Consider the following 26,973-nt stretch of genomic DNA (forward strand, 5'->3'; position numbering starts at 1 on the left):
AAGTCTATTTCACACCCAATTCGACGCCCTTCGCAGCGCGCGGTTTCCCAAGCGCGTCCTTCAACCAGCATTCTGATTTTTTGGGAACGTATGAAAACGCCTTGCAGGAGTTGTCCCCAATGCATGCTGTAAAGCACTGTAGATAATTGCTGCCCTTCAAACGCTTGTAGTCCCCGCCAGGGAGGTCCATGCCGGAATAGCTGGTGAAGTCAGACATTATCACGTCGGCCGCCTTGCTCGATGCATACGACGCGACGGCGTCGCCATTTCTGATCAAAGCGACGACATTGTTTTTGAGAAAGCAGACGCCGTATTTGGTGTTGTAGGTGATCGCCTTGCATTGACCGTCCCCTTCGCAGGTCGCATGGCATTCAGAGAACGACACGTCTTTCACCGCGCGGTAGTCGAAACCGATCGCGTCATAGCCACGAGCGTCTATCAACGACGCAGTAATCGACGGTGGGGGCGAACTGGTGGGCATCTCAGCGGGTTTGACCGAGGCTTCGGCATCTGGCTTCCCGTAGCAGAGCACCTGAAAGACCGAGGGAGTGATCTTGTCGGCGAGATCCGCCGTGGACAGCGCCGGCTGATCCTTGTCAGCGTCGCCCGACTGGGCGGAGATGCCCTGGGACTGCAAAAAGAGGTCAGCGACCGAGGCACGAATAGCGAAATTCACATTTTGAGCCGTGATCCCTATCGCATCTGCCGTCTGCTTGGAGAGCGTGGCACTGGTGATACCCATCAGAAACCCCGCCCGATCAACGACAGGGCCGCCGGAATTCCCGGGCTGGATCGGCGTCGAAATCTGGAGGTAGCGAGTATCATTCCGTAGTCCAGCGAGCGCATTGACGTTGCCCGTCGTGACCTTCACGGAGTCGGCGAGCAGGGTCGCAAGCGGATAACCGATGGCGACGAGGTCTTCGCCGAGCCGCGTTGGGGCGCGACGGAACACGATCGGTTTCAAAGGTTCCGGGCTTGCGATTTTCAGCAAGGCAAGATCGTTGGTCTCGTCAACACGAGGATCGGAGGCATCCCCTTTTTCTTTGACTTCAATCCTCAGGCACCCCTCGACCACATGGGCATTGGTCATAAGCCAACCATCGGACGTCACGACAAAACCCGTTCCGGAAGATGTCGGGCTTTGTGCAAGGCAATTGAAACCGAAGGATGCCGAAAAAAGGGCGGCGAGAAAAACGCGAGACGCTACTGACATTTGGATTTTCCCCCAGATGCCGGACAGTAAAACGTTCCCGCAAAATTGCGCAACCCAGTATTGAAACTAGCGTTAAGTTCCGGCGGCTATTCAAGCCGTGCAATGACGGGATCACGCCATTGATACCCGCCGGTATTCGTCGTCTCCGAGCTATCGCCGGCTCTTTCCACGTCGTCGGTCCAAAAGGTCGATTGCCGTTGCAATCCGAGGATCATCCAGTGGCCGCAGGTCGGCGGAAACCGCCCAGTCAGGAGGACTGACCGATCTCCAGGTCTTGTACGTGCCAGGCACTGGAACAGCAGCGAGCACGTCTTTGAGCGCACCGTCGTCACTGTAGACGTCCATCAGCATCGACGGATTGCCGAAGTAGGGAGGCGCGGCGGTAAACGCGCCCGCCCCGACCACCCGCGATACGGTGCTTCCCCACGTCGTACGCCGGATCCAGAAACCCGGACCGCCAGCGTCCACGTACATCTCGAACACGTTCGAAGGACCGTCAGCCACAACGATCGCCCTCTCCTAGTTGAACTCTCGGAGGTTCAGGTCTTTGCGGGCCTCGCGCAGATCGATCTTTGCCTGGATGCCATGCTTTGCAAGAAGATGAAGCAGGTTCGCTCCGGAAATGAGAGTAATCGGCTTGCCGGACGCGAACTTGTGAGCGTCCGGGCCGTAATCGGCCGTGGTTACGAGAAGCCCCTTCGAGGCACCTTCGTTCAGGACGGTGCCGTAGAGATCGCGAACAGCGGAGACCCCAACGGTTCGCGTGTAGCGTTTGGCTTGGATCACGATTTTGCCACCACTAATCGGATCGGGATCGAACGCGATCGCATCCACGCCGCCATCGTTGCTCGCCTGGGTGACGCGAACCTCGCCTCCCCTCGACGCGAATTCCTTCTCGAAAAGCTCGCGAACCAAGTGCTCGAAATCCTCCCAGCTCATGGAAGCCAGGTTTGTTTCGTTGCTGACCGCATCGACAGTCGCTCGGCCCTCCACGAAGCGCCTGTCGTTTCGATCCATCTCCATTACCGGAGGGATGGGTGCGAGCGCCGACAATGTGGAAGCTGAGACGCCCTTCAGGCTCTTGAAGCAGCTCTTGGGATCGACGCGTGAGAGATCGATAGCCATGAATTCGCTCCTTCCGACGAGCACGGACATGATGCAAGCGCGGACGTCCTTTCCGGTGCTTCGGTCGACATATGTCGAAAAGCCGTTGAACAGGACGCGTTCGATGTTTCCGAATTCGTCGGCCTCAAGGAGTTCATGGATCGTGCGAAGGCATATCTGATAGCAGGCGGAATCGAAGTTCGCCTTCTGCTCCTTCTCGGTGATGTAGGTTTCCTTCATCTCCCCTGTCGCCTGAACGAAGCGGACTGCTTTGAGCCGCGGCATGTTATCCGGCGACGGCAGCTCGTACTCCACCATCAGCGTCTTGTCGGCAGTCAGGTAGTCTATGGAAAACGACTGCTCGAAAAGGTCGCCGTAATCCGAATTGTCGAGAACCAGGGACGCATGCTCGATAACCGCTTGCTGATCGCCGGTCGGCACCGCCTTGGAGAGAGCATCCACCTTGGCGTTCGCGAATGCCTGATTGTCGATGAAGTCCTGCTTTTGTTGGGCCTGCTGCCGCTCGAAATCGCGCTGTCTGTTACCCCATTCGATCAACCGACGATCAACGCTTTCTTGGTCGGCGATATCCTTGGCCTTCCATTCCGCATGAGCTCGCTCGAAAGCCTCGTAGGCGTCAGCGAGAATAACCTTCTTACGCCCGAAGAGCCCTTCGAAGAACCCGATCCGAGGAGGCTGGAAGACAGGCTCGTCGTAGCGCATCCGATCAGGCTTGCTCTCCGTGAACCATTTCGTCTGCTTCCATTCCGAGAAATCCTTGAGGCTTTCCCAGTTGACGCGGTCGTCCACACGAAGGGTATGGGCCAAGATCGTCGACAACGCATCGATCTTGAGCCCCGCGTCGATGGTCGCCTGGTCCGCGGCGTCCTTGCCTGCGAGCAAAGCGGACTTTCGGAGGTGTTCTGCGTAACGCTTGTCCCAATCGGACATCAACGCGTCGACCTTGCTCTGGAGCATGAAGAGCTCTGCCGCACTGACCTCCTTGTGGAGATCAAGGACCTTGTGCCTGAAGTCGATGGAATACCGAAGGATACGTTGTCCGTTGGCACTGTATTTGGCACGGAGCTCGCCCCCCGCGATGTTCTTTAGGTTCGTAGAAGAATAATTGATTGTCACAAGTCCGCCTCCAGCCTTATCCGCAAATTGCTACACCTGAGATTGCGGCGCAAGCGTCGGTCGGCGGCAATTTTTTCGTTCAAGCGCATCTGACGAACAGTTTCTGCGAATGTGGAAAACCTCGGTATCTCTCGTCTGCGAACCTCGCGCGTTCTTGGGTCGGTTTAACCGTCGTCGTTGACTTCCAGCGTCTGCAGCGCGACGACAGCACTTTGCTGGTACTCCTGAACAGGTTCATTTCCATCGATGAGCGAAGTTGCGCAACCCAAGTCTACCCTCCCGAAAGTTCTCCTCGCACGCATGAAGGCTCGGGCCCGTGCGATCCAGGAAGCCAGCTTAGAGCACATCGGACTGCCGACCGACTCCGATGAATGGGGCGAAATGCCTGAAGAGCTGACTGAGCCGTTGGATTACCCGCCCGACCAAGAGCTTGCCCGATTGATGGACCAACTGGACTTTGCCCTGCATGCTTATCCTATCAGCGATGGCGCGCGTCGCAGGTTTGAGAGCGGTAATTGGACATTTGGAAGCGCATTCCAAGCGTTTCAGCCCCGTAAGATAGTTCGTGGTTTCATTCTTCCTGTGAGGCAGGTTCCGATCTCGCAGCCGGTATCCCTAAGGGTGTTTGCTCTTATCGAGATCGACGACGAAAGCTACCTGGATCGCCACCTGCCTCAGGGGATTCACTATCACTACTGCTTAGCAGACAGGCGGCACACAACTACGGTTATCTGTTGGGACAACAGATGGAGGTCGGACAAAGCCGCCCGGGAGATGTACGCGGACTATTCCACGAGCTTCACGCGCAAGGTGCCAAGAACCTGCGCGCTAGACCCGAGCTTTGGAGCGATGAGAAGCGGCAATCCATTCGAGCAGCGTGCTCGCCGGACCTGACAAGATTTAACATCAACGAGTTTCGTTGCGCGTCCAATGGCTCGTCTCCGGTGTGGCCGACGAATGCCGTGCTAACACCGCGCCCTACCCCCGCGTCGCCACCCGGAAATCGTAAACGCAAATAGACGCTGCGCATAAGTTGGCTTTCCAGCGGTAATTACGGGCGATGGACGGTGAGAGCTATACTCCGCTCACGAAGCCCCTAGCGAGACACTAGACCCCGATGACCTTACTGTAGCCGGGATCAGTTTGCAGCAATTGCTAATCAAAGTTTTGCGGCGGTCCATCTGTGCAGCTCATCTGCACCGGCGGACTTGGTCCAATGCTGTCTTCTTTGCAACAAAACCTTAGCTGTTTAACGGTAGAGCTGACAATCGAGCTCAATGCGGGAAACAGAGATGACTAACATCGAGAGCGAGTTGGAAATCGAAGACGACGTCCGCAGCATGACGCCGCACCAAAAGCCGTTCATGCCGAGCCATGTCGGTCGACTTGTCGAGCGTGCGAGCTATTTGGATATCGCGATCGCAACGGCCGTAATTCTTCTCGCCTCGTCTTTTTATTTTGCGCACGCTCCACAAGGATGGGGCCTGAATAAATCTGACGCAGGCCTTCAGGACGCGCTCTACTATTCCGTAGTAACGTTCACCACCGTGGGTTATGGCGACCTTTCACCCGTGGGCCTCGGGCGCTATGTTGCAATGGCGCTCGCAGCTTCCGGTCTGTTCCTTTCTGCGCTTTTAATCGGCAAACTTGCCTCAGAACGTCAGTCGGCACTGTTACTTCTGCTGCACACGAGTGATACCCAACGACGAATATCGAAATTCGATCACGAAATCGCTGAACTGAAAACGCGCCTCGAAATGTCTCAAGCGCCGTTCGCGTCCACAACAGTTCAGGAAGACTTGGAGAGGATGAGGGCGCTAGCGGTTGCGCTGAAGCGCTATCTTGCGTTCAACTCCTTTCAAGCGGGCATAGCTGCTTTCGGCAACGCAAGTACGCTCGCATCTCTCTACGAAGAACTCGGCGGCACGTTCCACGCAGTGATTGACATAATGCACAACACGGAAAGCCGTGAAGTTGTCAGCCGTTGCTATAAGGCCTGCAAGCGCATTTACGAAATCATCGGTCTCATGGACCGCCAGCATAACCATGGCGTCCCGACAGAGTCGTTCACCGCCGCCGCTTTCAGAAAGTATAGCAGGTTGGGAGATCCGTCTCCTACCAAAGTCGGAATGGAGTGCGCCCGGTTGGCGTTAGAATTGAAAATTGCCATCGGGGACACGAAGGAATGGCTAGCCAAGGGCTATCACCCTATTCAGATCGATCGCGTATACCACGCATTCCCCGCTATCCCTAGAACCGAATGGCCAAAGGGAATGCACCGTGAACTTGCGTCCAAACTTGGTATATCACACAGCGTCCTCTCGAAATGCGTCGACAAATTGCAAGCCCAGAAGCGATTGCCTAAGATAAGCGCAATCGAGCAACTGCTTGACCTCTAGCCTCCCCTAGTGCGCGAGGGAGCCTCTCTTCCATTCGAATTTCGTGACAATTGGTCACTTTATTCCAAAGAATCGCAAGGTATTCGACCAAAGGTTCTGAACGACGTCGATCCCCTGCATGAACAACAGGCCGCAAAACTGGAACAGTTCTGAGAAGAGATCATTCCAGTTTTGGATAGCACCCCTGGCCGTGCAACTAGCGAAATACCCAATTGTTATCCCATATGACGCAGCATTCAGGCTACCTTTCCAATTGTATGGATTGTGGTCGGACTGCACGACCGCCAAAATGCGGTGTCTCAATTCGGTGAAATGCCAAGGAAAGAAAACGTATTCGGCAAACTCTTTGAGAACGCGCCACCCCAGTTCCAGGGTCCGAAATGGACCGACGACAGCCCCGATATCACTTCCGACGCTGCAGACCAGACGGCCAGTGTCAGTTGAGACAGATGTCACGGTCTTGATAGCGCCGAGGCCGACGACAATCGGGATATACACAAGGCCAGCCATATCCCCGATCAAAGTCCCGAACGTTAGAGTTCTGAGGGGATAACCAAAAACGCCCGAAAGTACACATGTCGCTAAGAACGCTATAGGAACAACTGCCACGCGGAAGAGCATGCTGGCAGCCCGGGCCTTCGACCCAATTCCTAGCAAGGCGGCGAAGCCAAGCCCCTGCAAAAAGACGCTGACGAGGGAGATACCGAGGACCAAAAGGATTGTTGACGCGCTTACGGTGGACCAGTGCACGTTCCAAAGTGTTCGAATGACCTCAAGGAATAACGCGAGGGTGCTGACAGTGACGGCTCCGCTGAAATTGACGGGGACCACGCTGCGCGGCGACAGCCAGGTCCGGGTTTCCTACACCTACGAGACCGACAAGGGCCGCCGATGCAAGGGACGCGCAGACGTCGAAACGATCTACCTCTACGGCCGCACGTTGATTTCGCGCATTAAGGCCCTGGACGGCTGCTGAGAAACGCGCCGGTGCGCTTTTTCCGTGGCCGGTAGAATTTTGCCAAACCTAAGAGGGTCGCTCTTCGCGATCAGCAAAATCGCCCGCAGCGATTTTCACCCCTTGCAGCCAGCCGAAATCCACGGAACACTTTATCCAGAAGCCGCTCGCGGCAATCACCCGATCAATCACGATCCGACTGGCCAGTACCTGTGGCCAGAATGGTGTCGCATGTTCCACTGGATATGAATCTATGGCCGATCACGACCTTTACCGCCTCTCGCGCTACAGCAAAGCGAACTTCAAGCTGGAGTACCCCGAAAAGGCCAGCGCCGATCCCACTCGTCCCGTCTTCATTGCACCCAACCTTTCGGCCCGCCCGGTCTTCGTGGGACCGGATGCGGCGATCGAAATCGATGGCGGTTCCGTCCAAGGGTATATCAACGGCGCTCCATCTGCGCCGGGAGGCCAGCTGGCTCAGCTGATCGACCGCTACAGGGAGCGGATCGGTGCCGCGACCTCAACCGATATTGATAACGGAGCACTGAAGATCGTTATCGTCGGCACATGGCATCACATCGACTTCAGTTCGGCCCCGAGGTTTGAGGGCTGCTTGACACACATTGTCGCAAACGACGGCTCGGTGACGACGAAGCTGTATGACGAGCGCGTGTTCGAATGGGACGAAACGCCCCATCGAATTGGTCATGGCTTCATCACCTCTATGTTTGGCGAACTGGCCGATTTCGCGGAGGACCTGCACGATCTGGCGGATTATCAAGTTTGCAAGTCGCGAGGGCGATACATCGGCACCAGCGGCCTCCCCGCTGTGGGCGGAGTGATATGGACCGCAAATGACGACACACCCGTGCTCTATTCCGCAGCGACGTGCACCGCCGAGGTTGAGTTCGAGGCTGACTATGAAGAAGAGGAATATCTCGCCGGCCAGCCGATCATCGGTGACGGGACCCTTGGCGCAGCGGTCGCCTCGAAGCTGCATGACCTCGACACCGTGCTAGGCTGGTTCCGCGGAAACGATGTGGACAGGTCCTCCCACCGACCACGGAAGCTCAAACTTCGGGAAGCTCCGGACGCGATCGAGGCGATCGGCTATTGGATTCAGGTCCGCTCCGGCGACGACGAACCGAGGTCCGAGTTTCGCCTGTTTGGCGGCGTTCCGGAGTGGAAGCACGAGGTGCTGGAAAAAACAGCCGAAGCGGATACCGACGAATACCTCGGCAACCTTTATGCGAGCGACTGGATTTACGACCCCACACATCAGGAGCCTGATCGCGAAGTACGTCTTCTCGCTCTGGGGCCTCTTCCCACCCTTTCCTCTGAGCCTCTTTGAGACCGATGGGCGCGGACGCCATTGCCGTACGTGCAAACGGGCGCTCAGTCCCGCCCAAGACCAGTCGGCTCCGCCTGACCGGCCCAGCCGAGAAACTTCGGTGCCCTGTCGAACTTCGGCCTGCAAGTGAGGAGACATAAATTTGTATCGTTGAGGCAGTCAGGTAGTCTTTGACAGGTGGCACAAGCTCGGGGTCACATACAACGTACACTTACGCCTGTTACTCGTCATGCGAATCTGAATATAGGTCAACCATCAGGGGTTGAGGTAACGGACTAGATTATGGACAAACTGGATCGCCAAGTTCTCGAACAGCACGCACGTGCGATCGTGCACATGCGAGAGCGGCATGCCACGAAAGCACTAGGCCTTGTTCTCGGCGCTGGAGTGAGCAAGCCCGTCGGCTTTCCTGCGTGGGAAGAGCTGGTACAGAAGATAGCCAATTCCGATAAGGTGAAGGGGGCCCACCTCCTTGCAGCGACAGACGGCGTTTCAGCGACGGCCAAAACGCAGATGCTGCTCCACCATTACCGGACGAAACGTCTCGATGAAATGTCGTGTCAGCCGAACGCAAAGACGCTGCGCAAGGTCCATGGTGAATGGAGGCGGATCGTACAGGAGGCTCTGTATGATGGTGTGCCTAAAACCGCCGAGCTGCTCAAGGAGAAGCATCCTTATCTGAAGGACCTCATACCGATCATTGCGTCGTCGCCGATGACTGTCACCTACAATTTCGACGATATGGTCGAGCGGCTGGTTCAGCATGAGGTCGGCTCGACCTATGGGAGACCGTTTGAGACCATCTGGGATGTAGCTCTGCAGCCTAAGAGAGACACCGCGGTGATCTATCATCCGAATGGCTACCTCCCGAGCAATATCCTCGAGCACCCTAGCGAAAACCTGGTCTTTTCCGAAGACGAGTTTGCCGACCAGCTGATAGAGAGCATGGCTGGACATCACGCATCGCTGCTGCACCATATCTCCCGCTCGACGTGCTTGTTCGTGGGCCTATCACTCGTCGACGAAACACTGCGCCACCTTCTCCGGCAGAGCGCACGGGTGAACCCTGGGAACTTTCACTACTACATTCAATGGCGGGAAGCTGGAGCAGCGAGAAACCACGATAGCGAACGTGCAATAAGAGAAGCAAATTTCGAGGTTTACAATCTCATCACGCTATTCCTCGATGACTCGGAGATCGCTGCGCTCGGTCGCTTGATCACCATACGAGACGGTGACCTCGTGCATGTGGCTGAAGAGGAAGGTATAGACCTCAGGTATGTCTACTATCTCACTGGAGCGATAGGTGCGGGCAAGACGACCACCCTCTCCTATCTGGCTTCTCTGGAGACCTACGAGGAATGGACGGAGCCGAGACACAGCCTCCTCGCCAAATCGTGGACGGACCTAACCCCTGACCAACGCGAGGAGGTCGACAGATGGATACTTTCTCAGTTCGCAAAAAAGAACCTGGCTCTCCTCGATCGCAAGCACGGGGTGATCGTCGTCGATCGTCCGCCACTTGACCCTCTCTCGTTCGCGCTGCCATCAGATATCGCGGCGAAAGCGCAGGCCATGATTGAAGGCATCAGCCCGGGAAAGTCGAATAGGCGCGTGGTCGACGGTCAGGTCGTGATGCTGAGCGGAGAGCCGAGAGAACTCGAGGCTCGCGTGATCAGCCGCCACAAGGAAAGCGGTGCGGATGTCATCGAAGAGCTCCAGGAAAGCCTGAGGAAAATCTACGGAGTGAAAGAGGAGATCGACACGTCTGGAAGCTCCATTCATGACGTAGTCAAATCCGTTGCGAAGAAAATCCACCTGCAAGCATACTGCCCCGACGACTTGAACAAGCGTCTACACGATCTTGCGGACGGCGGGGCGCTATGACCAGACCGCTCGTCTACGTTGCCGCTCCTCTTTTCAACTCTGGGGAAAGGCAGCTGAACTTGGCAATCAGGGACCGCCTCCAGCCCCACGCGGATGTGTATCTACCTCAACTGGACGGTGCTCTCCTCGAAGACAAGGTTCGAGCTGGCCTTGCCCCCCAAGAGGCCGCCGAAGCAATCTTCGAAGATGATTGCGATGCCGTCAGGAGGTCAGATGCGCTGTTGATCGTTCTCAACGGTCGGGCGATCGATGAGGGCGCGGCTTTTGAACTCGGCATGGCCTGGGCCTTAGGCAAGCATTGCGTCGGCTTCAAGGATGATCCACGGCAACTGCTTGCTACTGGTGAAAACCCAATGATTTCCCAGTCCCTGAGGACGATATTCAAGGACTTGGGTCAGGTGGAAAATTGGGCGCAGACCTTGCTCAAGGGAACAGGCTTGCGCGACCCGATGTAAGGATTAGATGTTATTGGCTTCCCGCAGCAGCGGGGAGCCCGCATCTCGCTGTCCAACATTGCCGACCCGAACTATTTTGCGAAATCCCATCCGAGGGGCTTGAGCGTCGCAAAAATTCAGATGACCATGGATTTATCAACTCGTTGGGACATGCGACCCAACTCAAGGAAACTCAGATATCCATGCATTATCAACCTGTTCGCGGGAACGCGGAGGCTATCGGTCTCTGCGAAATCCACACGGCCGACTGCGTCGAGATACTCTCCGAAATCCCGGACGGATCAATCGATCTTATTGTTACGAGTCCGCCCTACAACGTCGGCAAACCGTATGAAACGCGCTCGGTGCTAGACACCTACGTCGACTTTCAGACGACAGTCATCAACGAATGCTATCGTGTCCTCAGCGCAAACGGTTCGATCTGCTGGCAAGTGGGAAACTGGGTCGACGCCTCCGAAATCATCCCGCTCGACAGTATCTTCATTCCCATCTTCCGCCGCCTCGGCATGAAGATCAGAAGCAGGGTGGTCTGGACCTTCGGTCACGGGCTGCACTGCACAAAGCGTTTCTCCGGGCGACACGAAACCATCGTCTGGGCAATCAAGTCCGACCAGTACCATTTCGACCTGAATAGCGTTCGCGTCCCTCAGAAATACCCCAACAAGCGCCACTACAAGGGCCCGAACATAGGTCAGCTCAGCGGGAACCCGCTCGGGAAGAACCCCGGCGACGTCTGGGAGATCTCCAACGTAAAGAATCGGCATCCCGAAAAGACCAGTCATCCGTGTCAGTTCCCGGAAGAGCTCGTCGAGCGCCTTGTCCTGGCTCTTTCCAAACCATATCAGACAGTCCTCGATCCATTCGCGGGATCGGGCACCGTCGGTGCGGTCTGTAATCGGCTTGACCGAAGATCGGTCCTCATCGAGCGATCGCCGGAATATGTCGATATCATTCGCGATCGCCTCGACGGATCGAAGCCGCAAGCTCGCACGCAGGTGAGCGGCGAAATAGCTCTCGATCCGTCCATCGACGATCTGTTCTCGGTCGATCAGACATCCACGATAAATCCGGGATCGAACCCTGTCCCCTCGCCCGGATACCCTCTTGCGTTCGAGACGATCCTTGTCGAGCCGACCATGTAGTCGTTTCGATGGTGAATGTGCCCGTGCACCCACAATGTCGGTGCCGTCTCGCAAATGAGGTCTTCCAAATTCGACGCGTAGCAAGCCGAAAGCGGATCGTGGCGGAACCAACTGGCGACGGAATGCGGCGACGGCGCGTGGTGCGTCACGACAACCGTCGTTTGACCGACGCGTTTCCGTAGTTCCGCCGCGATGAAATCCTTCGTCTCGACGTGCTTGCGGTAGGCGTCTATCGGCTTGAACTTCTTAAACGGCAACTTCGACAGTTTGATCTTTTTGTAGTCGTTCATCCCGCTTAGCGCATACGACATCGCTACTTGGGGATTACGGCCGAACAACCCAAAATCGGACCACAAAGTACCGCCGACGAAAGCGACGCCGTCTATTTCCACCGCAGCGTTCTCAAGAAAATGGAGGTTTTGAAAGCCAGCCGCCTGCTCGACCTCGCGCAGACCGTCAATGATGGACGAACTGTAGAACTCGTGGTTGCCCGCCACGAACACGACCGGAACTCTCCGAGCGACGTTCTCGGCGAGCCACCTCATGCTGGGGGTTACACCTCGCGTCAAAACATCGCCCGCGCACACCACCACGTCCACGTCCTTCGGCGGATCGGTTTCAAACGGAACACCGAATTCAAGATGCAGGTCGGAAAACACCCATATCTTCATTCTTTCACCCTGGGATCACCGCGTGTGCAGCAGGCGGCGCACGAGCCCATTGCGTTCTGGCCACCACCGCAAGAAATGGACATCCTGCAGTCCTTGACCTCACATCCGAGCTTCCGAGGAATGACAATCGTGCCGAACTCCATACTCATCTGGATCGAGAGAGGGTCCAACTCCAGAAGCAGCGCATGTTTGCTTTCCTCAAAGGAAAGCCATCCATCGCCCATCCTCCATCGTTTCGCAAACAGGTCAGACAACAAACGGCGACTTCGGTCTTGCAGGAAAACCAAGGCTTCATGTCTCGTCGCATCGCGGTGTGCGTAACGCTTTGCGAAGTCCACCAACCCAGCGGCCTCATTGGTGGGCATCTCCGCGATGTCTTTGATTTTAGTCGCGATATCCTCGGGCATGCGCGATATCGCAGCATAGAGCGCCTCGACGTAACGCTTGTCCCTCGTGAAATTCATTCCGGCCTCGTAAGGGTTGTCGCGCCAGAGGATTGTTTCGGCAGCCGCTGTCCAGCTACGATCCGAAATCAATCCCAGGCTTTCAAAGGCCGGAAACGCCTCCGCCCCCAGGTCGGCCTGAGGGCATCCATACCCGGCCCGAATGTTCGCTCGCGGAAACCCCGACGATCGCTTTCCGAGGCCCGTTCGACCACGCCGCCGATATCTCAGTAGTCCCGACTGGCTAGCCGCCCAGACCACGGCTGTCGCTATGTCGTCCCACCGCGGAAGTTTCGCTGGCAGTGCAGGATCGGAGACGGGCTGCGCACCGCCGTCGACAACGATGGCCTGGCCCAGCGTTGCCATAGCCTGGCATGCTACCTCGTGAGCGGCGATAGAGAGATGTTCCCAGTCGCCGTTCGGAGCGCGCGGGAGCGTGAACCGGAAGAACTCGATTGCGGGAACTGACCAGTCGGTCGAAGTCCGGGGATGCCTTTCGGTCTGTTCGGTCTGCTTGCCAACAATGATCCGGCGGCCCAGCGGCTGAAACCCGATCTCGTCGAGCGCCTCCCCCAGCGAACCCGGCAAAGCAGTCTGTACTTTCTCGCCTTCCGCGGGCGACCGCGATCGTTTTGCCATGATATCCGCCCTTCCCTACAGCATGCGATGGAGCCAGGCTTCCCGCGGGTCAGACTTCGATCACGAAACCTCGGTCGAATTGCCGATAGCACTCTTCCCGGGAATACCCTCTCGGATTGGCGATCACTCGCGTGTCGTTGAACGTGTAATCGACGAAGTGATGGACGTGCCCGTGTATCCAAAGAATTGGACCGCCAGGTGCCATCAAGTCATCGAGGTTCGATGCGAACGCCGTCGTCAGCAGGTCGGTCCGATATTTCTTTTCGACCGAGAGCATGCTGGGAGCATGATGTGTCACGAAGACAACTTTACGATCTCGATAGTTCGCGAGAACACCCTCCAGAAAACGGCGGCTTTCCTGGTGGATTTTCAGTGAATGTATCGGCCTGAAGCGCTGCGACGGCTCTTCACCGAAGGCGATCAGCCGGAAATCGTTCATCGTGTCGGCGGCGGTTTGCATTCCCTTTTGCGACCACTCCGGTCCGAACAGGTCGAAATCTGTCCAGAGCGTTGCGCCGGCGAAAACAACCCCGTTGATTTCCACGCAGCCGTTCTCGAGATAGTAGAGGTCTCCCCTGGTATCGTAGCGGGTTGCGGCGATGTGGCCCTGCACGATCCCGCTGTGATAGAATTCGTGGTTGCCCGCGACGAAAACGACCGGCATGTGGGCGGCGATGCGGTCGTCGAGCCAACGGAGGCTCGGAACGACACCCCGAGTGAAAATATCGCCAGCGACGACGCAGACGTCGGCCTCCGGAGTATCGAGTTTGGCAAGCTCGCTCATGTCCAGGTGCAGGTCGGACAGAATCCATAGCTTCATCAGTTTACCCTCTCCAGTCGTGGTTGCCGCGCACTTGTGTCGTCGCGGTTCTCCTCCGCGAATTCCGTCGCGGCGACGACCACGAAGGCTGCCGACTTCAAAAATTCCGAGACCTCCGTCCCGGTCAGCGTTTTTCGGACGGTGAGCTCGGCCGCGAGCGCCTCGATCGCCGGCCGATTTTCAGCGATGATCCTTCGCGTCTCGCGCATCCGGGATGCCAGCAATCGGTCCACTCGCGCCCATAAGTGCGGGCTTCTCAGCCGTAACCTCGAAAGCTCGTTGTAATCGTACGGGCTGTGCTCGACGACCAGCGTCTCACCGAAACCGAGAACGCCCTCGACAAGGGTGGCCAGATACGTTGCTTTGTTGATGTCCGCATCCGGATGGCCGGACGCGCCATCGCCATGCTCGCCCACGAGCTCGATCTCTGCGGCCATTCCCGCCAAAGCGACGCATATGTCCCCGTGATAGGATCGGGCGGTGCGGCGGAGACCCGCGTTTTCAAGGCGGACGGTTCCCAATTCGAGGCCTTGACCAGCGTCCACCCGATAGCGGTCCACGATCCTGATGCTTTCGATAGTCCGGCCGAAAGCAAGGGCAACAATGGCATGTCCGACCTCGTGGATCGACAGGATTGCCAGTCGGTCCGGAGGAACGATCCGCGTCTCCGGCAGGCACGCTAGTAAATCGTCGGCAACAACTGCCCGGTTCAAGCCTCTTGCTCGACGCCGGCTTTCTCTTGCCAGTTGCTCGAGCTCCGCGCCGGACATCCCTTCCGTCTCGTCTGTCACTCGCGTCTCTAGCGAGCTCGGGATGACCGCCGGTATGTACTGCCGCAAGATGGCAAGCCGGGACGTTGCGTCCGGAAGCGGAAGTGCGATGTGCCGATCAAACCTCCCTGGTCGAAGGACCGCGGGGTCTATCAAACCGGGATGGTTCGTGGTGCCGATGACGATAACACCCGATCTCTGGGTCGCTCCGTCCAGGCACTCGAGAAAGCCGTTTACGACCTGGCGGGTATAAGTCCGCGAGTGGCTATCCTCGATCGCCCGCGACTCGAAGCTGTCGAGCTCGTCGACGAGCAATATGGCTGGTGCCGCGGCTTTCGCCATTTCAAAGGCTTCGCGCATCGCGGCAAGCATCTCCCCTTGATGCCCCGCGCTTTGCCATCGCGCGTAGGAGCCGTGAATCAGCGGCACGCCACAAGTGGTCGCAAGAGCCTCGGCGAACCTGGTCTTCCCGACACCGGATGGACCGGACAGCAACAGTCCAGGCTCGACGTCCGTCCACGCGATCTCGCCACGTCGATAGCGAGCAAGGTCGCGGGCTAATTCAAGACCCCAGAGTTTGGCCTGTCCGTAACCGTGGAGTTCCTCCAGGCGGATTGACTTCGTTCTATCTGCCGCGGCTTGTCGCTTCTCATCCATTTCCCTCAACAGTCGCAGCGACCGCTCGACCGGCCGCCCGCTCCGAAACGCCACCAAGACATCGTCAAGTGGTTGTTTGGCGACGAATTGTGCGTCTCTAAACGAGACCTTGGTCGCAAACGCTCGGTAAATCGCGGCCTTCACAATGCGTGGGTCAAGCTCGTCGATAACATGATACACGTCGGCGAATTCTCGAATTTGATAGGGGACCTGCTTCTCGTCCCGGAATATCAACACGAGCGCTTTGGGCTCCTGAGCCCGGGCCAACAAGGCTCGTTGCTTTTTCGGTTCCGTGATCTGTTCCACGACCGCATTGCGGCCGCCCGGGAAACTTCCGGTTTTCGCTTTACCGTGCAGGAAGGCTTCGCAAGCCGCCTCGATAGCGTCCGCAAATCCTTCGATCGCGACAACGATGGTCGCCAGGAACTTGGCATCCGCCTGATCGCTCCACGGCCTGAGAAGTCGATTGACGATACAGAGCGCCAAGGCGTGCTTTAATGTCGGCAAGCGTTCAACTCCTTTGACGCACGGCAATGCGTTCCGAAACGCATCGGTTGCTAAGAGGGAATCCAGCGATAAAAATTAAGGACGCCGCACCGAAAGGCGGCCGGGCAACCGATCGCTATATTTGCGGATTGGAAGGTGTGCCGAGGCGATACCATCGCGAGAACGTTCGAGCGATCCCGCCTTCGGGATCGAAGTAAAAAAGCTGAGACGAAATGGACGCGTGGCCATCGAAGATATTGGGATGGTCAAATGCGTTTCCCAGAAGGCAGGGCACCTCTCGCCTACCGACTTTCCATTTGTCGATCATTACTGGAATGCTCGGCGGATGCGGAAAGTCAGGTGCCGCCAGATCTGTGACGAGAGACTGCAGCTTCGCGAGCAATGCCCTGCGATCGTCGCCGAGAAAGATACCGTTCTGGGTCGCCATCATGTGTATCTCCGTAATCCAGCATCTGAACCTATCGAGAATCGGCAGTCGACCCCGCTCCGTCGATGTCTTTGATTACATCTTTATTAACGTATTTCAAGTCATTTAAAACGTATTTTACGTCTTTTTTGACTTACCTCGCGATAACCCGTTTCTGCAGGTAATGACGACTTTGTTGACAGGCGATCTGATAAGGGCCGCGCGAGCGCTCATTGGGATGAGTCAAGTGGATCTCGCCAAGAAGGCGGGCATCACCCAGAAGGCGTTGAGCGATTTCGAGTTAGGGAAACAACAGATCACCGCGAGAGCCAACGAGAAGCTCCGCCGGGTCTTTGATGAACAGAAAATCCAGTTTATCGCGGCGAACGTCGAATCCAGCCACCTCGAGGGGGCCGGCGTGCGGTGGAAACCGTCGAAGCCGAATTCCGGGATAAAGACTATATAGACCGCGAGCCTGCAGTCCGGCTGACTGATCGCCAATCGAGGCCATCACGCATTGAACACTGCGGCCCAGCGCGCGCTTTTGGTTCATTCCAAGCAATCTGCTTTACTCAATTCGCTTGGCAGGAACGGCCGAGTTACACCGCTACCGGCGCTTCGATCGCCGGATGGGGGTCGTATCCCGCTACTTCGAAATCTTCGATCTTGTAATCGTCGATGCTGGCCGGCTTGCGGGTGAGCGTTAGAGTTGGGAACGGTCTGGGCTCCCGAGATAGTAGCGTCTCGGCCATCTCCATGTGATCGAGATATAGGTGCACATCGCCGCCTACCCAAATGAGTTCCGATGGCGTCATGTCGACTTGCTGCGCGACCATGGCCAACAGCGCCGCCTGCTGGCAGATGTTGAACGGATTCCCAAGCCCGATATCGCAGGACCGCTGATTGACCATCAGCGAAAGCTTCGGGGGTTCCTCCCGCCCCAAGCCGGACGCGTAAAACTGATACGTCATGTGGCACGGGGGCAAAGCCATCGTACCGAGCTCCGGCACATTCCAGGCGTGGAACAGCATTCGTCGACTGCTGGGATTTGCTTTCAGGGTGGCGATGACTTCGGCCACCTGATCGTATTCCTTACCGTCAGCACCGAGCCAACGTCGCCATTGCTTCCCGTAAACGGGACCGAGGTCTCCCCACTTCGACGCGAACTCATCGTCCGCGACGATGCGCGCCTCGAAATCCTCCTGTGAAATTTCCTCGCCGGTTGCTTTCCGATATGCCGCCAGCGGCCAGTCCGTCCAAATCCGGACGTTCTCCCGCAGAAGCGACTGGATATTCGTCTGCCCGGTCAGGAACCACAGCATTTCCTTCACCGCGGTTTTCCAGAAAACGCGCTTCGTGGTGTAAACCGGAAACGCGCCGCCTGACATATCGAACCGCATCATGGCTCCGACCGTCGAAAGGGTGCCCGTCCCCGTGCGGTCCATACGGCGATCACCCTTATGAATCAGATGGTTAATCAGATCCAGATACTGCTGCTCGGGGTGATTTGTCATCGCGTTGGTCTCCGACCTTCGACATGTCATTCATTCACTCACTTAGACGGAAAATGTTTACCGTCGCTGCCATTTTGGTCAATGATATGAGAGGCTTGGCCGAATTTTCTTCAAAATAATGCCGGGAAAGAAGGGCACGCCGAGGAAGATGTCGGCCGAGCGCTGATAGAGCTGGCAGGAAAGCTTGCCGTCGGCGACATAGAACTGGAACAGGCAATGGCAGGGCGGCAGCGCCATCTCGTCGACCTCGGCCGGATTCCAGGCCGAGACGATGTGGCGGCGTGAATTCGGGTTGTTAACGATGCCTTTGACGAGATTGGCGATCTGGTCGATATGGCCGCCGTCCGGCGCCGGCCAGGAGCGCCACTGGGCGCCGTAGACCGGCCCGAGATCGCCGTTTTCGTCGGCCCACTCATCCCAGATCGAAACGCCGTTCTCCTTGAGATAGCGGATATTCGTCTCGCCCTTCAGGAACCATAAAAGCTCATGGATGATCGAGCGCAGATGCAGCTTCTTCGTGGTCAGCACCGGAAAGCCTTCCTGCAGGTCGAAGCGCATCTGGTAGCCGAAGACCGAGCGTGTGCCGGTGCCGGTGCGGTCGCCCCGGTCGGAGCCCTTTTCTATCACATGGTTGAGGAGATCGAGATATTGCTTCATGTCGCGCTGATTCCGTTTCGGCCAATTTAAGCCGCCGGCAGCAGGAAACCAATCACCGCCGGGCATTTTCCCAAAAAGTTTCTGATGCGGTGCATAACGCTTTTATGACGTTGGCCCTTTCCTTGGGCTGAGGAAACCACTATATCAACTCTGCCGGCTTTCGGGCCGGCTATGGCGATAAACGAGCGGTGTAATAAACCTATTGGACCCGGGGGCGGTACCCGGCGCCTCCACCAAAAACCGGCGGGGTTGAAGGCCGGCTTTTGATGGGGGCGAAACAGGATCGACAAGGGTGTAAAGATCGTCTTTTTGCTCGGCATTGTACCGCCGTTATCGGGCTAAAATTGTAGTTGCAAACGACAACTATGCGGAAGCTCGTCTCGCTGCTTAATCGCGGTGTGACACTTCAATCAAAGCCCTAGTGGTTCGCACCTCTAGGCGGGGTCCGAAGGCACCTGGCAACAGAAGCCTTCACCTTCTCCCTGCCGCCGAAATCATGTATGCTGCTGAAAAACGTGACTCGGCTCCGGTCTTTCCCAAGGCGCCCGGACGTGGCATATAACCTTGTGAAAAGACTTCCGAACCGACGAAAGACAGGAAAAGCATGGGGCAGGATCATATCCGCTACGACATTCTGGCACAGGATGCACTTCGCGGCGTCATCCGCAAGGTTTTGGCGGAAGTCGGAGCGACGGGCCGTCTGCCCGGCGACCATCACTTCTTCATCACCTTCCTCACGGGTGCTGCCGGCGTGCGCATCTCCCAGCACCTGAAGTCGAAATATCCCGAGCAGATGACCATTGTCATCCAGCATCAGTTTTGGGACCTGAAGATCACCGAAACGCATTTCGAGATCGGTCTTTCCTTCTCCGACGTTCCGGAAAAGCTGGTGATCCCGTTCAATGCGATCCGCGGCTTTTACGATCCCTCCGTCAATTTCGAGCTCGAATTCGACGTGCCGCTCGCCGATGGCGAGGAAGCACCGTCCGGCGAGATTACCGCCTATCCCGTCGACGCGGCTGGAAAGCCGGATGAGGCCGCGGGCGCAAAACCCGCCGACGGTGAAGAGAAGAAGCCGGGCTCGGTCGTCTCGCTCGACTCCTTCCGCAAGAAGCAGTGATTTCAAAGGGAGGCCAGGCCTCCCTTTTTCATAAGGATATAGGCCCCGCATGAGCGCCGAAATCGTCAATCTGCGCCAGTTCCGCAAGCAGCAGGTCCGCTCCGAAAAGGAGGCGCAGGCCGAGCAGAACCGCATTTCCTTCGGTCGCACCAAAGCTGAAAAGCAGCTCACCCGCAGCCTGAACGAGAAGGCTGACAAGGCCCATCGGGCCGGCCGGATCGAGACGGATGACGACGGAGCCTGACACCTTCATGCAGAGCGTGAGCAGCCGGAATCGATTCCAAGATCAGCCACTTATGCGGTTTTACTGAATCAATCCGCGAGAACCAAACCGAGATGCCGCTTCATGATCCGCAAGCATTCGGCGACATTACACGGCCATCGCACCAGTTTTTCGCTCGAAGACGAGTTCTGGGCTGAGCTCAAAACGATCGCCGCAGGCCGTTCCATGCCGCTTGCTGCACTGATTTCCGAGATAGATGATCATCGACCGCCGGACAGCAACCTCTCCTCGGCACTCCGGCTGCATGTGCTCGCCTGGGCGAAAGCCGGCGATGCTGCATGAGCGAACAGCGCCGCGCGCTGTAATGCGTGTTCACTGTGCCTGAACGCCCGGCACCTGGTCGAAATTGAGCGAACCGGGCTGCGGCCCGCTGCGCCGGGCCGCTTCCGCCTCGGCGGCTGCCCTTGCCTGCGCATCCGCCTTGTCTTTGGCCTCAGCCGCGCGTGCCGCCTCCGCTTCCGCGAGAGCCTTCTGCGCGGCCGCGGCCTGCGCCAAGGCGCGCAGCCGCTCTTCCTCGGCCTGCCGTTGCCGCTCGATTTCGGCCGCCCTGATGCGCTCGGCGTCGTTGAACCGGTAGAGCGCCGCCTCGCGCCGCAGCCGCTGCTTTTCGAGCACAATCGCCTGCAGGCGCTCGACGCGCCGGCGTTCGCGCTCAAAGGCGCGCAGCGACAGGAAGCTGGTGATATCTGTCACATCCATCGTCTTGCCTGGCGACGGCAGCATGCCGGAAAAATTCAGCCTGAGCGCCGGCTCGGCGCCGGAAAGCGCTTCCGTTCCGGGAATGAGCCCGACGCCCAACGTCGCGCTGATCCGTTCCTCCGGCAGCGCGATCTGCGCATCGGCGGTAATGCGGGCAAGATCGTTGGCGACGGTGACATTCTGCACGCGCAACGTCCCGTCGGCGATATTGAAGGGGATGCCGAGCGGCGGCAGCTTCGCCTCTCCGTTGCTGAGCAGCGTCTCGACGATCGGATGCACCTTGCCGGCATTGATCTGCTCCTGCATCGTATCGGTCGCGGCAAGCAGCGGCGGGAGGATGGCAAGGTTCAGTCCGCGTATGCTGGTATCTCCGAGCCTCAATTCACCCGAACCATTCAGCGAGCTGGCGATCTCGCCGATGGTCTTGCCGGAGGCTTCCATCGACAGCGACAATCCGAATTTGCCGTTGGCGATCGGCGCCCCGTCGCGCAGCCAGACGACGCCGGCCAGATCGGAGTCGGCAAGCGCAAGCTTCGTCTGCACGAAGCCGGTGCCGTCGGCATTGGTGAACAGCAGATTGCCGGAGAGCTTTCCGCCGTCCCAGTTGCCGGCCATGTCGTTGAGCTGCAACTCGTCGCCCTTGTAGGCGACGTTGCTGGTGAAGTCGGTGACCGCCGTTTCCGGCAAGCCAGGCCAGAACTGCTTGGCCGTCAGCTTCACGTTGACGTCGAGATCCTTGAAGACGGGCAGCCCGAGCGGCGCCGTCGTCAGCGCGCCACTGGCGGGATCGACGATCTGCCCGAATACCGCCTCGCCAAGCCAGCCGGCATCCGCCTTGGAAAGGGTCAACGCGCCGCTCGCCGTCGTCTTCGTAGCCTTCCGGTCGAAGCTCAGCGCGCCTGAAAACTCATTGTCGGCCGCATGGCCCTTGAGATCGGAAAAAACGATCTTGTCGCTGTCGACGCCGGCATTGACCTGCAGGCCGAACGGCAGCCCGGTTCCCGTCTGCGGCAGAGCGATCCCGTTCATGATCAGATAGGGATCGATATCGGCGCTGTCGAGCGAAAGCGCGATCTGGCCGTGCATGAAAGTCTCCGGCCGGACATCGACCTTGCCGTTGGCGGTAAACGAGGTCCGGTCGGTCGCAAAGGTCAGCGCAGCATCGGCCGGATCGTTGCCCGATGCCTTCACTTTCAGAGTCAGGCGGCCGTTGGCGCCGACATCGACCGGCAGCGGGTCGAGCCCGGCCTGGCCGAACAGGATGGACGGCACGGCGTTTTCGAGCGTCGCCTCGAGGCTCGTGGTCCCGTTGCCGGTCAGCGCCAGCAGGTCGGACATGCGGTAATCGAGATTGACGCGGCTGCCGTTCGCCACACCGGCAAGCGTCACCGTCAGGGCATCGCCCTCGTCGCCGCCGAGCGTCAGCGCGCCGCGCAGCGCCGTATTGCCGTACCAGCCAGCATTGCGCACCAGCCGGTCGAGCACCGGATGATGCGGCAGATGCTCGCGCAGCATGGTGAAAAAGCCACCGGGATCGGCCGATTTGAAGGTGATCTCACCCGCACCCTTGTAGTCGAGCAGCGAGCCTTCCGCCCTGCCCGTGGCCGTCAGCTCTGCGCCCGCGATATTCTTGATCGACAGCCGGTCGACGGCAAGCGCCCCGTCGGCGATCGTGAAGGTGGTCTCGACATTCTCGGCCTCGACCCCGAAGGCGGTGAACTTATCGGCCTTGAGCTGGGCGGCAATCTTGTGATCGAGCACATTGTCGCCGGCATCTTGGCCGGTCATCAGCCCGCTCAGCGCCTGTAGCGCGTCCAGATCGAGCGTATCGCCGTTCAGGGCCACCGACAGGGTCGGCGTCTGGCCGGAGATCGCCTGCCGCTCCAGCCGGCCCTTCAGCGTCGCCGGTCCCATGGCGATCTCGAGATTTTCGAAACGCTGCAATTCGGGTGTCAGGCTGACATTGGCGGAAAAGCCCGCCTGCCGCAATTGCCGGATGGCCGGATCGACCGAGCCGGCAAGCCAGGAGGCAAGCCCCGTCGGCTGGCTGGAGGCCACCACGATCTGGCCGTTGAAAGAGGCTTCGCCCTGCAGCAGGAGCTTGCCTTTGCCTTCCACCTGCGTGCGCCCCGGCAACGTGCCGGTGGCGCTGTCGATCATCCAGCCGGTACCGGCCGGTTCGAGTTCCAGCTGCACGTCGCGCAGCGTCGTATCGCCGGCGACGATCGCCGGCAGCTTGACACTCGCCTTTCCAGGCACCTGCGGGATCGGCACCTGCCCGATGACATCGATCAGCGAGTTCAGCCGCTGGCGTGCCGAAACGGCCGCATCGCGCGTCGTCTTGCCGGCCGCGCCCTGATTGCCGATACGGTTGACGTCGATCTGCTGCCCGTCGGCGGTCAACAGGAATTCCGGCGCATTGCCGGTATCGAGCGTCGCCTCGCCGGTGATGACATAGGGATCGTCCGTCGGGCCGATCTCCATCCGGTATTCGGGAATGCGGATGCGTTCGTTGGTGAGTTCGAAGCGGCCCTTGACGCGGGGCGGCTGCTCTTTCTTGTTGGCGGGTTTGGCGCTGTTGCCGCTTTCGATCGCCGCCGAAAGCTGGCCCTGATAGTTCGGCTTGCTGTCGACGAGCTTCAACTCGCCGTCGAGATCGACGCTTACAGGATGTTTGTCCGGCGAAAGCTTCGTGCGCATGCGCAGCACGCCCTTCTCGTCCGGCTGGCTGCTCGCGATCAGAAAGCTGCCGTGCTCGCCGTCAAGCGCCGCATCGCCTTCGATGCGCCAGGGGCCGGCCAGCGACTTGGCCGACATTTCCGCATTGAGGCCGGTGATGCGGCGCGAGCGGCCGGACTGGTCGTCGATGAACTCGACTTCGCCGCCATTGACATGCACGTTTTCGAGAACGACGGTTTTCGCCGGTATTTCGGCGTGGCTGCCGCGCATCCAGTCGAGCGTGCCGTCCTTGAGCAATCTCAGGCGCACCTTCGGATTGACGATGCGCATGTCGAAAATCAGCGCCTCGCCCGACAGGAAAGGCGCAAGCTCCGCATCCATGGAAAACTGCTCGACCTTGACGATCGGCGTGCCGTCCGCTTCCTGGCCGACGCGCACGTCATGCAGCGTCACCGACGGAAACGGCAGGAGCCGCGCGTCCACGGTGCCGTAGACGGTGACTTTCTTGCCGATGATGCGGCTTGCCTGATCCTCGAAATTCTTGCGGAAATCCGTCCAGTCGATGAATAGCGGCGCAAGCAGCGCCACAAACAGCACTACGACGATCACTCCCCCCAGAAAGACGAGGAACCGGCCTACCAATGCAAGGATTCTCCATTCGGGATACTGTTGCCAACACTAGCGCTATTCATGCCGGGGGCAAGGCCCAAGTTCATGAGAATATTCCGTTTTCAGCCCTGGTGGAAAATCTTGCCGGGATTGAAGATATCGTCCGGATCGAGCGCCTGTTTCACCTGTCGCATCAGATCCACCGTGCCCCCCAGCTCCTGTTCGAGGAACGCCATCTTGCCCTGCCCGATCCCGTGTTCGCCGGTGCATGTCCCATCCATGTCGAGCGCCCGCCGATTGAGCCGCTGCACGAAGCTCTCGGCCTTGGCGATGTCTTCGGCGCTTTTGTCATCGAACAACAGCAGCACATGGAAGTTCCCGTCGCCGGCATGGCCGACGATCGGACCGAGCAGTCCATGCGCCTCGATATCGGCCTGCGTTTGCGAAACACAGTCGGCAAGCCGCGATATCGGAACACAAACATCGGTCGAAAGTGCGGCAAGCCCGGGCGCCAGCGCCCTTGCGGACCAATAGGCATCGTGGCGCGCCTTCCAGAGCTTGGTCCGCTCCTCAGCATTGGCGGTCCACAGGAACTCGCCCCCGCCGCATTCCGCCGCGATCTCGCCAAAGGCTGCCGATTGCAGCGGCACCGTCTCGTCGGTGCCGTGGAATTCGAGGAAGAGCGTTGGGCTTTCGGCATAGGAAAGCTTGGAATAGGCATTGCAGGCCCGCATCTGCACCGTATCGAGCAGCTCGATGCGCGCCACCGGGATGCCCATCTGGATCGTCATGATGACGGCGTCGCAAGCGGCCTTGACGCTCGGAAAGGCGCAGGCGCCGCCGGCGATCTTCTGCGGGATCGCCTGCAGGCGCAGCGTCACCGAGGTGAGGATGCCAAGCGTGCCCTCGGCGCCGACGAAGAGCCGCGTCAGGTCGTAGCCGGCGGAAGATTTGCGGGCGCGCCGGGCCGTGCGGATCTCCTCGCCATTGGCGGTGACGGCGGTGACGGCAAGCACATTGTCCTTCATCGTCCCATAGCGCACGGCATTGGTGCCGGACGCCCGGGTCGAGGCCATGCCGCCGATCGAGGCATTGGCGCCGGGATCGATCGGGAAGAACAGGCCGGTATCGCGCAGGTGGATGTTCAGCGCCTCGCGCGTCACACCCGGCTCGACGGTGCAGTCGAGATCCTCGGGATTGACCTCGATCACCCGGTTCATGCGGCTGAAATCGATCGAAATTCCGCCATTGGCGGCGTTGACTTGGCCCTCGAGCGAGGTGCCGACGCCGAAGCCGATCACCGGCACCTTATGCGCCGCGCAGACCCTGACCGCCGCCTTCACATCCTCGGCGCTCTCGGCAAAGAGCACGCCGTCCGGCGGCTGCGGCGGGATGTAGGTAGTCGTATGGGCATGCTGTTCGCGGAAGGATTGGCCGGTCTGGAAGCGCTCGCCGAAGCTCTGCTTGAGAATGCCGAGCACGGCTGATATCCCCGCCTCATTGCGTGTGCCGGCCTTCGCGTCCTTCAGCGCCATCCCTTTGATCTCCCTGCCATTTCGCAGAAACCACATCGTGTCCTGCAGGCTATAGCACCGCGCATCTTTTCAGACGCGCAAAGGCCGCTGTAGACCTTTAAAATTACTGGATAATTTCATCCTTAAATCGATTCCGGTTGAAGGAATTATCCAGCAGGCTGGGTATGGGGCAAGTCAAAGCGGCTGTCCAGTTAAGTTTGCCAGAAGATTTCATTCCCCCTTTGTTATATGCCCATCGCCACATACAAGTCCGCCGTCCCCGGCGCCTCAGACAATGGGTGGGTTGAGCCGCGCAAAACCCTCCTGCCGCCGATACGGGAAATAGGGATAGGGCGCTGTCACAGTGCTGACGGCGTCGAGCCTTGCGATCTCATCCTTCGAAAGGCTCCAGCCGACCGCGCCAAGGTTCTGCCTGAGCTGCTGCTCGTTACGGGCTCCAATGATGACACTCGAGACCGTCGGCCGGCCAAGCAGCCAGTTGATGGCGATCTGCGGCACCGTCCGGCCGGTCTCCTCAGCGAGGGCGTCCAGCACCTCCACGATGTCGAACAGCTTCTCGTCGTCGACAGGCGGCCCGTACTGCGCCGTATCATGCAGCCGGCTTGCCGCAGGCAGCGGCTGGCCGCGGCGGATCTTGCCGGTCAGCCGCCCCCAGGCAAGCGGGCTCCAGACGAGAGCGCCGACACCCTGGTCGGCGCCGAGCGGCATCAATTCCCATTCGTAATCGCGCCCCGCCAGCGAATAATAGACCTGATGGGCGACATAACGGGGATGGCCGTGGCGCTCGGCGGCGGCAAGCGACTTCATCAACTCCCAGCCGGCAAAGTTGGAAACGCCGACGTAGCGGATCTTGCATGCGGAAACGAGCCCGTCGAGCGTCGACAGCACCTCCTCGACCGGCGTCGAGGCATCGAAGGCGTGCAGCTGCAGGAGGTCGATATAATCGGTCCCGAGCCGGCTGAGCGCTGCCTCGGTGGCGCGGATCAACCGGGTTCGCGAGGTGCCCCAGTCCCGCGGCCCCTCACCCATCGGCAGCGCTGTCTTCGTCGAGATCAGCACGGCGTCGCGCCGGCCGCGGATCGCCTGGCCGAGCACCTCTTCGGAAGCGCCAGCCGAATAGACATCCGCCGTATCGAACAGCGTCACACCCGCCTCCAGGCAGATATCCACCATCCGCCGCGCCTCTTGCGCATCCGTCGTGCCCCAGGCGCCGAACAGCCGACCGCTGCCGCCAAATGTGCCGGCCCCGAAGCTTAAGACCGGCACCCTCAAGCCCGATGCGCCAAGATTTCTGTATTCCATGATGCAATCTCCTGTTTGT

At 58.8% G+C, this 26,973-nt stretch carries 23 protein-coding genes, 1 other RNA gene and 1 pseudogene; 12 read left to right on the forward strand and 13 right to left on the reverse strand.

What is annotated here, in order from left to right; genetic code table 11:
• Positions 1–4: 4 nt before the first annotated feature.
• Positions 5–1,213 (reverse strand): trypsin-like peptidase domain-containing protein, encoded by a 1,209-nt coding sequence (locus AMK05_RS14750; protein WP_064839580.1) that lies wholly within the window; start codon positions 1,211–1,213, stop codon positions 5–7.
• A gap of 519 nt (positions 1,214–1,732) precedes the next feature.
• A complete protein-coding gene (locus AMK05_RS14760; RefSeq protein WP_082935668.1) occupies positions 1,733–3,454 on the reverse strand; it encodes a restriction endonuclease in 1,722 nt (573 codons plus the stop codon).
• A 246-nt stretch (positions 3,455–3,700) separates the two neighbouring features.
• On the opposite strand from AMK05_RS14760, the gene AMK05_RS14765 reads away from it, so the two are divergent.
• The gene (locus AMK05_RS14765; protein ID WP_064839584.1) at positions 3,701–4,348 is read left to right on the forward strand and encodes a hypothetical protein; all 648 of its coding nucleotides are present in this window, start codon (positions 3,701–3,703) and stop codon (positions 4,346–4,348) included.
• A gap of 398 nt (positions 4,349–4,746) precedes the next feature.
• Complete coding sequence (locus tag AMK05_RS14770) at positions 4,747–5,853, forward strand: potassium channel family protein (RefSeq protein ID WP_064839586.1); 1,107 nt, start codon at positions 4,747–4,749, stop codon at positions 5,851–5,853.
• A gap of 54 nt (positions 5,854–5,907) precedes the next feature.
• Here AMK05_RS14770 and AMK05_RS34585 read toward each other — a convergent pair whose 3' ends face one another.
• A complete protein-coding gene (locus AMK05_RS34585) occupies positions 5,908–6,363 on the reverse strand; it encodes a hypothetical protein (protein ID WP_143535842.1) in 456 nt (151 codons plus the stop codon).
• A gap of 280 nt (positions 6,364–6,643) precedes the next feature.
• On the opposite strand from AMK05_RS34585, the gene AMK05_RS34590 reads away from it, so the two are divergent.
• From AMK05_RS34590 to AMK05_RS14795, 5 genes are all read left to right on the forward strand, one after another.
• Positions 6,644–6,829 (forward strand): hypothetical protein, encoded by a 186-nt coding sequence (locus AMK05_RS34590; RefSeq protein WP_210186602.1) that lies wholly within the window; start codon positions 6,644–6,646, stop codon positions 6,827–6,829.
• Between the two features lie 232 nt (positions 6,830–7,061).
• Entirely contained in the window at positions 7,062–8,159 is a 1,098-nt protein-coding gene (locus AMK05_RS14780; protein WP_064839590.1) for a hypothetical protein, read from the forward strand.
• A 282-nt stretch (positions 8,160–8,441) separates the two neighbouring features.
• Positions 8,442–10,046: an SIR2 family protein gene (locus AMK05_RS14785; RefSeq protein WP_064839592.1), complete on the forward strand. Its 1,605-nt coding sequence runs from the start codon at positions 8,442–8,444 to the stop codon at positions 10,044–10,046.
• On the forward strand, positions 10,043–10,501 hold the full coding sequence (locus AMK05_RS14790) for a nucleoside 2-deoxyribosyltransferase (RefSeq protein WP_064839595.1): 459 nt from the start codon (positions 10,043–10,045) through the stop codon (positions 10,499–10,501). The genes AMK05_RS14785 and AMK05_RS14790 overlap by 4 nt, the downstream gene beginning before the upstream one ends.
• 182 nt (positions 10,502–10,683) lie before the next feature.
• The gene (locus tag AMK05_RS14795) at positions 10,684–11,643 is read left to right on the forward strand and encodes a DNA-methyltransferase (protein ID WP_064839597.1); all 960 of its coding nucleotides are present in this window, start codon (positions 10,684–10,686) and stop codon (positions 11,641–11,643) included.
• On the opposite strand, the gene AMK05_RS14800 is transcribed toward AMK05_RS14795, so the two are convergent.
• The 5 genes from AMK05_RS14800 to AMK05_RS14820 form a co-directional block, all read right to left on the reverse strand.
• A complete protein-coding gene (locus AMK05_RS14800; RefSeq protein WP_064839599.1) occupies positions 11,550–12,314 on the reverse strand; it encodes a metallophosphoesterase in 765 nt (254 codons plus the stop codon). The genes AMK05_RS14795 and AMK05_RS14800 overlap by 94 nt on opposite strands.
• Entirely contained in the window at positions 12,311–13,396 is a 1,086-nt protein-coding gene (locus AMK05_RS14805) for a hypothetical protein (protein ID WP_064839601.1), read from the reverse strand. The genes AMK05_RS14800 and AMK05_RS14805 overlap by 4 nt, the downstream gene beginning before the upstream one ends.
• A 49-nt stretch (positions 13,397–13,445) precedes the next feature.
• Positions 13,446–14,216, reverse strand: a complete 771-nt coding sequence (locus AMK05_RS14810; protein ID WP_064839603.1) for a metallophosphoesterase — start codon at positions 14,214–14,216, stop codon at positions 13,446–13,448.
• A complete protein-coding gene (locus tag AMK05_RS14815) occupies positions 14,216–16,150 on the reverse strand; it encodes an AAA family ATPase (RefSeq protein WP_064839605.1) in 1,935 nt (644 codons plus the stop codon). The genes AMK05_RS14810 and AMK05_RS14815 overlap by 1 nt, the downstream gene beginning before the upstream one ends.
• A gap of 115 nt (positions 16,151–16,265) precedes the next feature.
• Positions 16,266–16,580, reverse strand: coding sequence for a DUF6634 family protein (locus AMK05_RS14820; RefSeq protein WP_082935670.1), 315 nt, complete (start codon positions 16,578–16,580; stop codon positions 16,266–16,268).
• Positions 16,581–16,803: 223 nt separating this feature from the next.
• Between AMK05_RS14820 and AMK05_RS14825 the strand changes: the two genes are divergently transcribed.
• Complete coding sequence (locus AMK05_RS14825) at positions 16,804–17,022, forward strand: helix-turn-helix domain-containing protein (RefSeq protein ID WP_190237326.1); 219 nt, start codon at positions 16,804–16,806, stop codon at positions 17,020–17,022.
• Positions 17,023–17,155: 133 nt separating this feature from the next.
• Here the strand turns inward: AMK05_RS14825 and thyA are convergent, their stop codons facing one another.
• Complete coding sequence (thyA, locus tag AMK05_RS14830; protein ID WP_064839610.1) at positions 17,156–18,070, reverse strand: thymidylate synthase; 915 nt, start codon at positions 18,068–18,070, stop codon at positions 17,156–17,158.
• Between the two features lie 129 nt (positions 18,071–18,199).
• Positions 18,200–18,727 (reverse strand): annotated as a pseudogene (locus AMK05_RS14835) (thymidylate synthase); the annotation flags it as partial.
• Positions 18,728–18,840: 113 nt separating this feature from the next.
• On the opposite strand from AMK05_RS14835, the gene ssrA reads away from it, so the two are divergent.
• The 4 genes from ssrA (at position 18,841) to AMK05_RS14855 (ending at position 20,412) form a co-directional block, all read left to right on the forward strand.
• Positions 18,841–19,203, forward strand: a transfer-messenger RNA (tmRNA) gene (gene ssrA, locus AMK05_RS14840).
• A 128-nt stretch (positions 19,204–19,331) separates the two neighbouring features.
• Positions 19,332–19,847: an SspB family protein gene (locus tag AMK05_RS14845; RefSeq protein ID WP_064839611.1), complete on the forward strand. Its 516-nt coding sequence runs from the start codon at positions 19,332–19,334 to the stop codon at positions 19,845–19,847.
• Positions 19,848–19,896: 49 nt separating this feature from the next.
• On the forward strand, positions 19,897–20,091 hold the full coding sequence (locus AMK05_RS14850; RefSeq protein ID WP_064839613.1) for a DUF4169 family protein: 195 nt from the start codon (positions 19,897–19,899) through the stop codon (positions 20,089–20,091).
• 102 nt (positions 20,092–20,193) lie between these two features.
• Positions 20,194–20,412: a ribbon-helix-helix domain-containing protein gene (locus AMK05_RS14855; RefSeq protein WP_064839615.1), complete on the forward strand. Its 219-nt coding sequence runs from the start codon at positions 20,194–20,196 to the stop codon at positions 20,410–20,412.
• A 30-nt stretch (positions 20,413–20,442) separates the two neighbouring features.
• On the opposite strand, the gene AMK05_RS14860 is transcribed toward AMK05_RS14855, so the two are convergent.
• The 3 genes from AMK05_RS14860 to AMK05_RS14870 form a co-directional block, all read right to left on the reverse strand.
• Positions 20,443–24,150 carry an AsmA family protein gene (locus AMK05_RS14860; RefSeq protein WP_064839617.1) on the reverse strand — a complete coding sequence of 1,236 codons (3,708 nt, stop codon included), beginning with the start codon at positions 24,148–24,150 and terminating at the stop codon, positions 20,443–20,445.
• A gap of 89 nt (positions 24,151–24,239) precedes the next feature.
• Entirely contained in the window at positions 24,240–25,652 is a 1,413-nt protein-coding gene (locus AMK05_RS14865) for an FAD-binding oxidoreductase (protein ID WP_064839619.1), read from the reverse strand.
• Positions 25,653–25,919: 267 nt separating this feature from the next.
• Positions 25,920–26,954 (reverse strand): aldo/keto reductase, encoded by a 1,035-nt coding sequence (locus AMK05_RS14870; RefSeq protein ID WP_064839621.1) that lies wholly within the window; start codon positions 26,952–26,954, stop codon positions 25,920–25,922.
• Between the last annotated feature and the right edge of the window lie 19 nt (positions 26,955–26,973).

It is taken from the genome of Rhizobium sp. N324 (assembly GCF_001664485.1).
In the GTDB taxonomy this organism is placed as follows: Bacteria; Pseudomonadota; Alphaproteobacteria; order Rhizobiales; family Rhizobiaceae; genus Rhizobium.

Coding starts and splice junctions, on each gene's coding strand:
- AMK05_RS14750 (WP_064839580.1), bottom strand. CDS start 1,213: ATGTCAGTAGCGTCTCGCGTTTTTCTCGCCGCCCTTTTTTCGGCATCC.
- AMK05_RS14765 (WP_064839584.1), top strand. CDS start 3,701: ATGAGCGAAGTTGCGCAACCCAAGTCTACCCTCCCGAAAGTTCTCCTC.
- AMK05_RS14770 (WP_064839586.1), top strand. CDS start 4,747: ATGACTAACATCGAGAGCGAGTTGGAAATCGAAGACGACGTCCGCAGC.
- AMK05_RS34585 (WP_143535842.1), bottom strand. CDS start 6,363: ATGGCTGGCCTTGTGTATATCCCGATTGTCGTCGGCCTCGGCGCTATC.
- AMK05_RS14780 (WP_064839590.1), top strand. CDS start 7,062: ATGGCCGATCACGACCTTTACCGCCTCTCGCGCTACAGCAAAGCGAAC.
- AMK05_RS14785 (WP_064839592.1), top strand. CDS start 8,442: ATGGACAAACTGGATCGCCAAGTTCTCGAACAGCACGCACGTGCGATC.
- AMK05_RS14790 (WP_064839595.1), top strand. CDS start 10,043: ATGACCAGACCGCTCGTCTACGTTGCCGCTCCTCTTTTCAACTCTGGG.
- AMK05_RS14795 (WP_064839597.1), top strand. CDS start 10,684: ATGCATTATCAACCTGTTCGCGGGAACGCGGAGGCTATCGGTCTCTGC.
- AMK05_RS14800 (WP_064839599.1), bottom strand. CDS start 12,314: ATGAAGATATGGGTGTTTTCCGACCTGCATCTTGAATTCGGTGTTCCG.
- AMK05_RS14805 (WP_064839601.1), bottom strand. CDS start 13,396: ATGGCAAAACGATCGCGGTCGCCCGCGGAAGGCGAGAAAGTACAGACT.
- AMK05_RS14810 (WP_064839603.1), bottom strand. CDS start 14,216: ATGAAGCTATGGATTCTGTCCGACCTGCACCTGGACATGAGCGAGCTT.
- AMK05_RS14820 (WP_082935670.1), bottom strand. CDS start 16,580: ATGATGGCGACCCAGAACGGTATCTTTCTCGGCGACGATCGCAGGGCA.
- thyA (WP_064839610.1), bottom strand. CDS start 18,070: ATGACAAATCACCCCGAGCAGCAGTATCTGGATCTGATTAACCATCTG.
- AMK05_RS14845 (WP_064839611.1), top strand. CDS start 19,332: ATGGGGCAGGATCATATCCGCTACGACATTCTGGCACAGGATGCACTT.
- AMK05_RS14850 (WP_064839613.1), top strand. CDS start 19,897: ATGAGCGCCGAAATCGTCAATCTGCGCCAGTTCCGCAAGCAGCAGGTC.
- AMK05_RS14855 (WP_064839615.1), top strand. CDS start 20,194: ATGATCCGCAAGCATTCGGCGACATTACACGGCCATCGCACCAGTTTT.
- AMK05_RS14865 (WP_064839619.1), bottom strand. CDS start 25,652: ATGGCGCTGAAGGACGCGAAGGCCGGCACACGCAATGAGGCGGGGATA.
- AMK05_RS14870 (WP_064839621.1), bottom strand. CDS start 26,954: ATGGAATACAGAAATCTTGGCGCATCGGGCTTGAGGGTGCCGGTCTTA.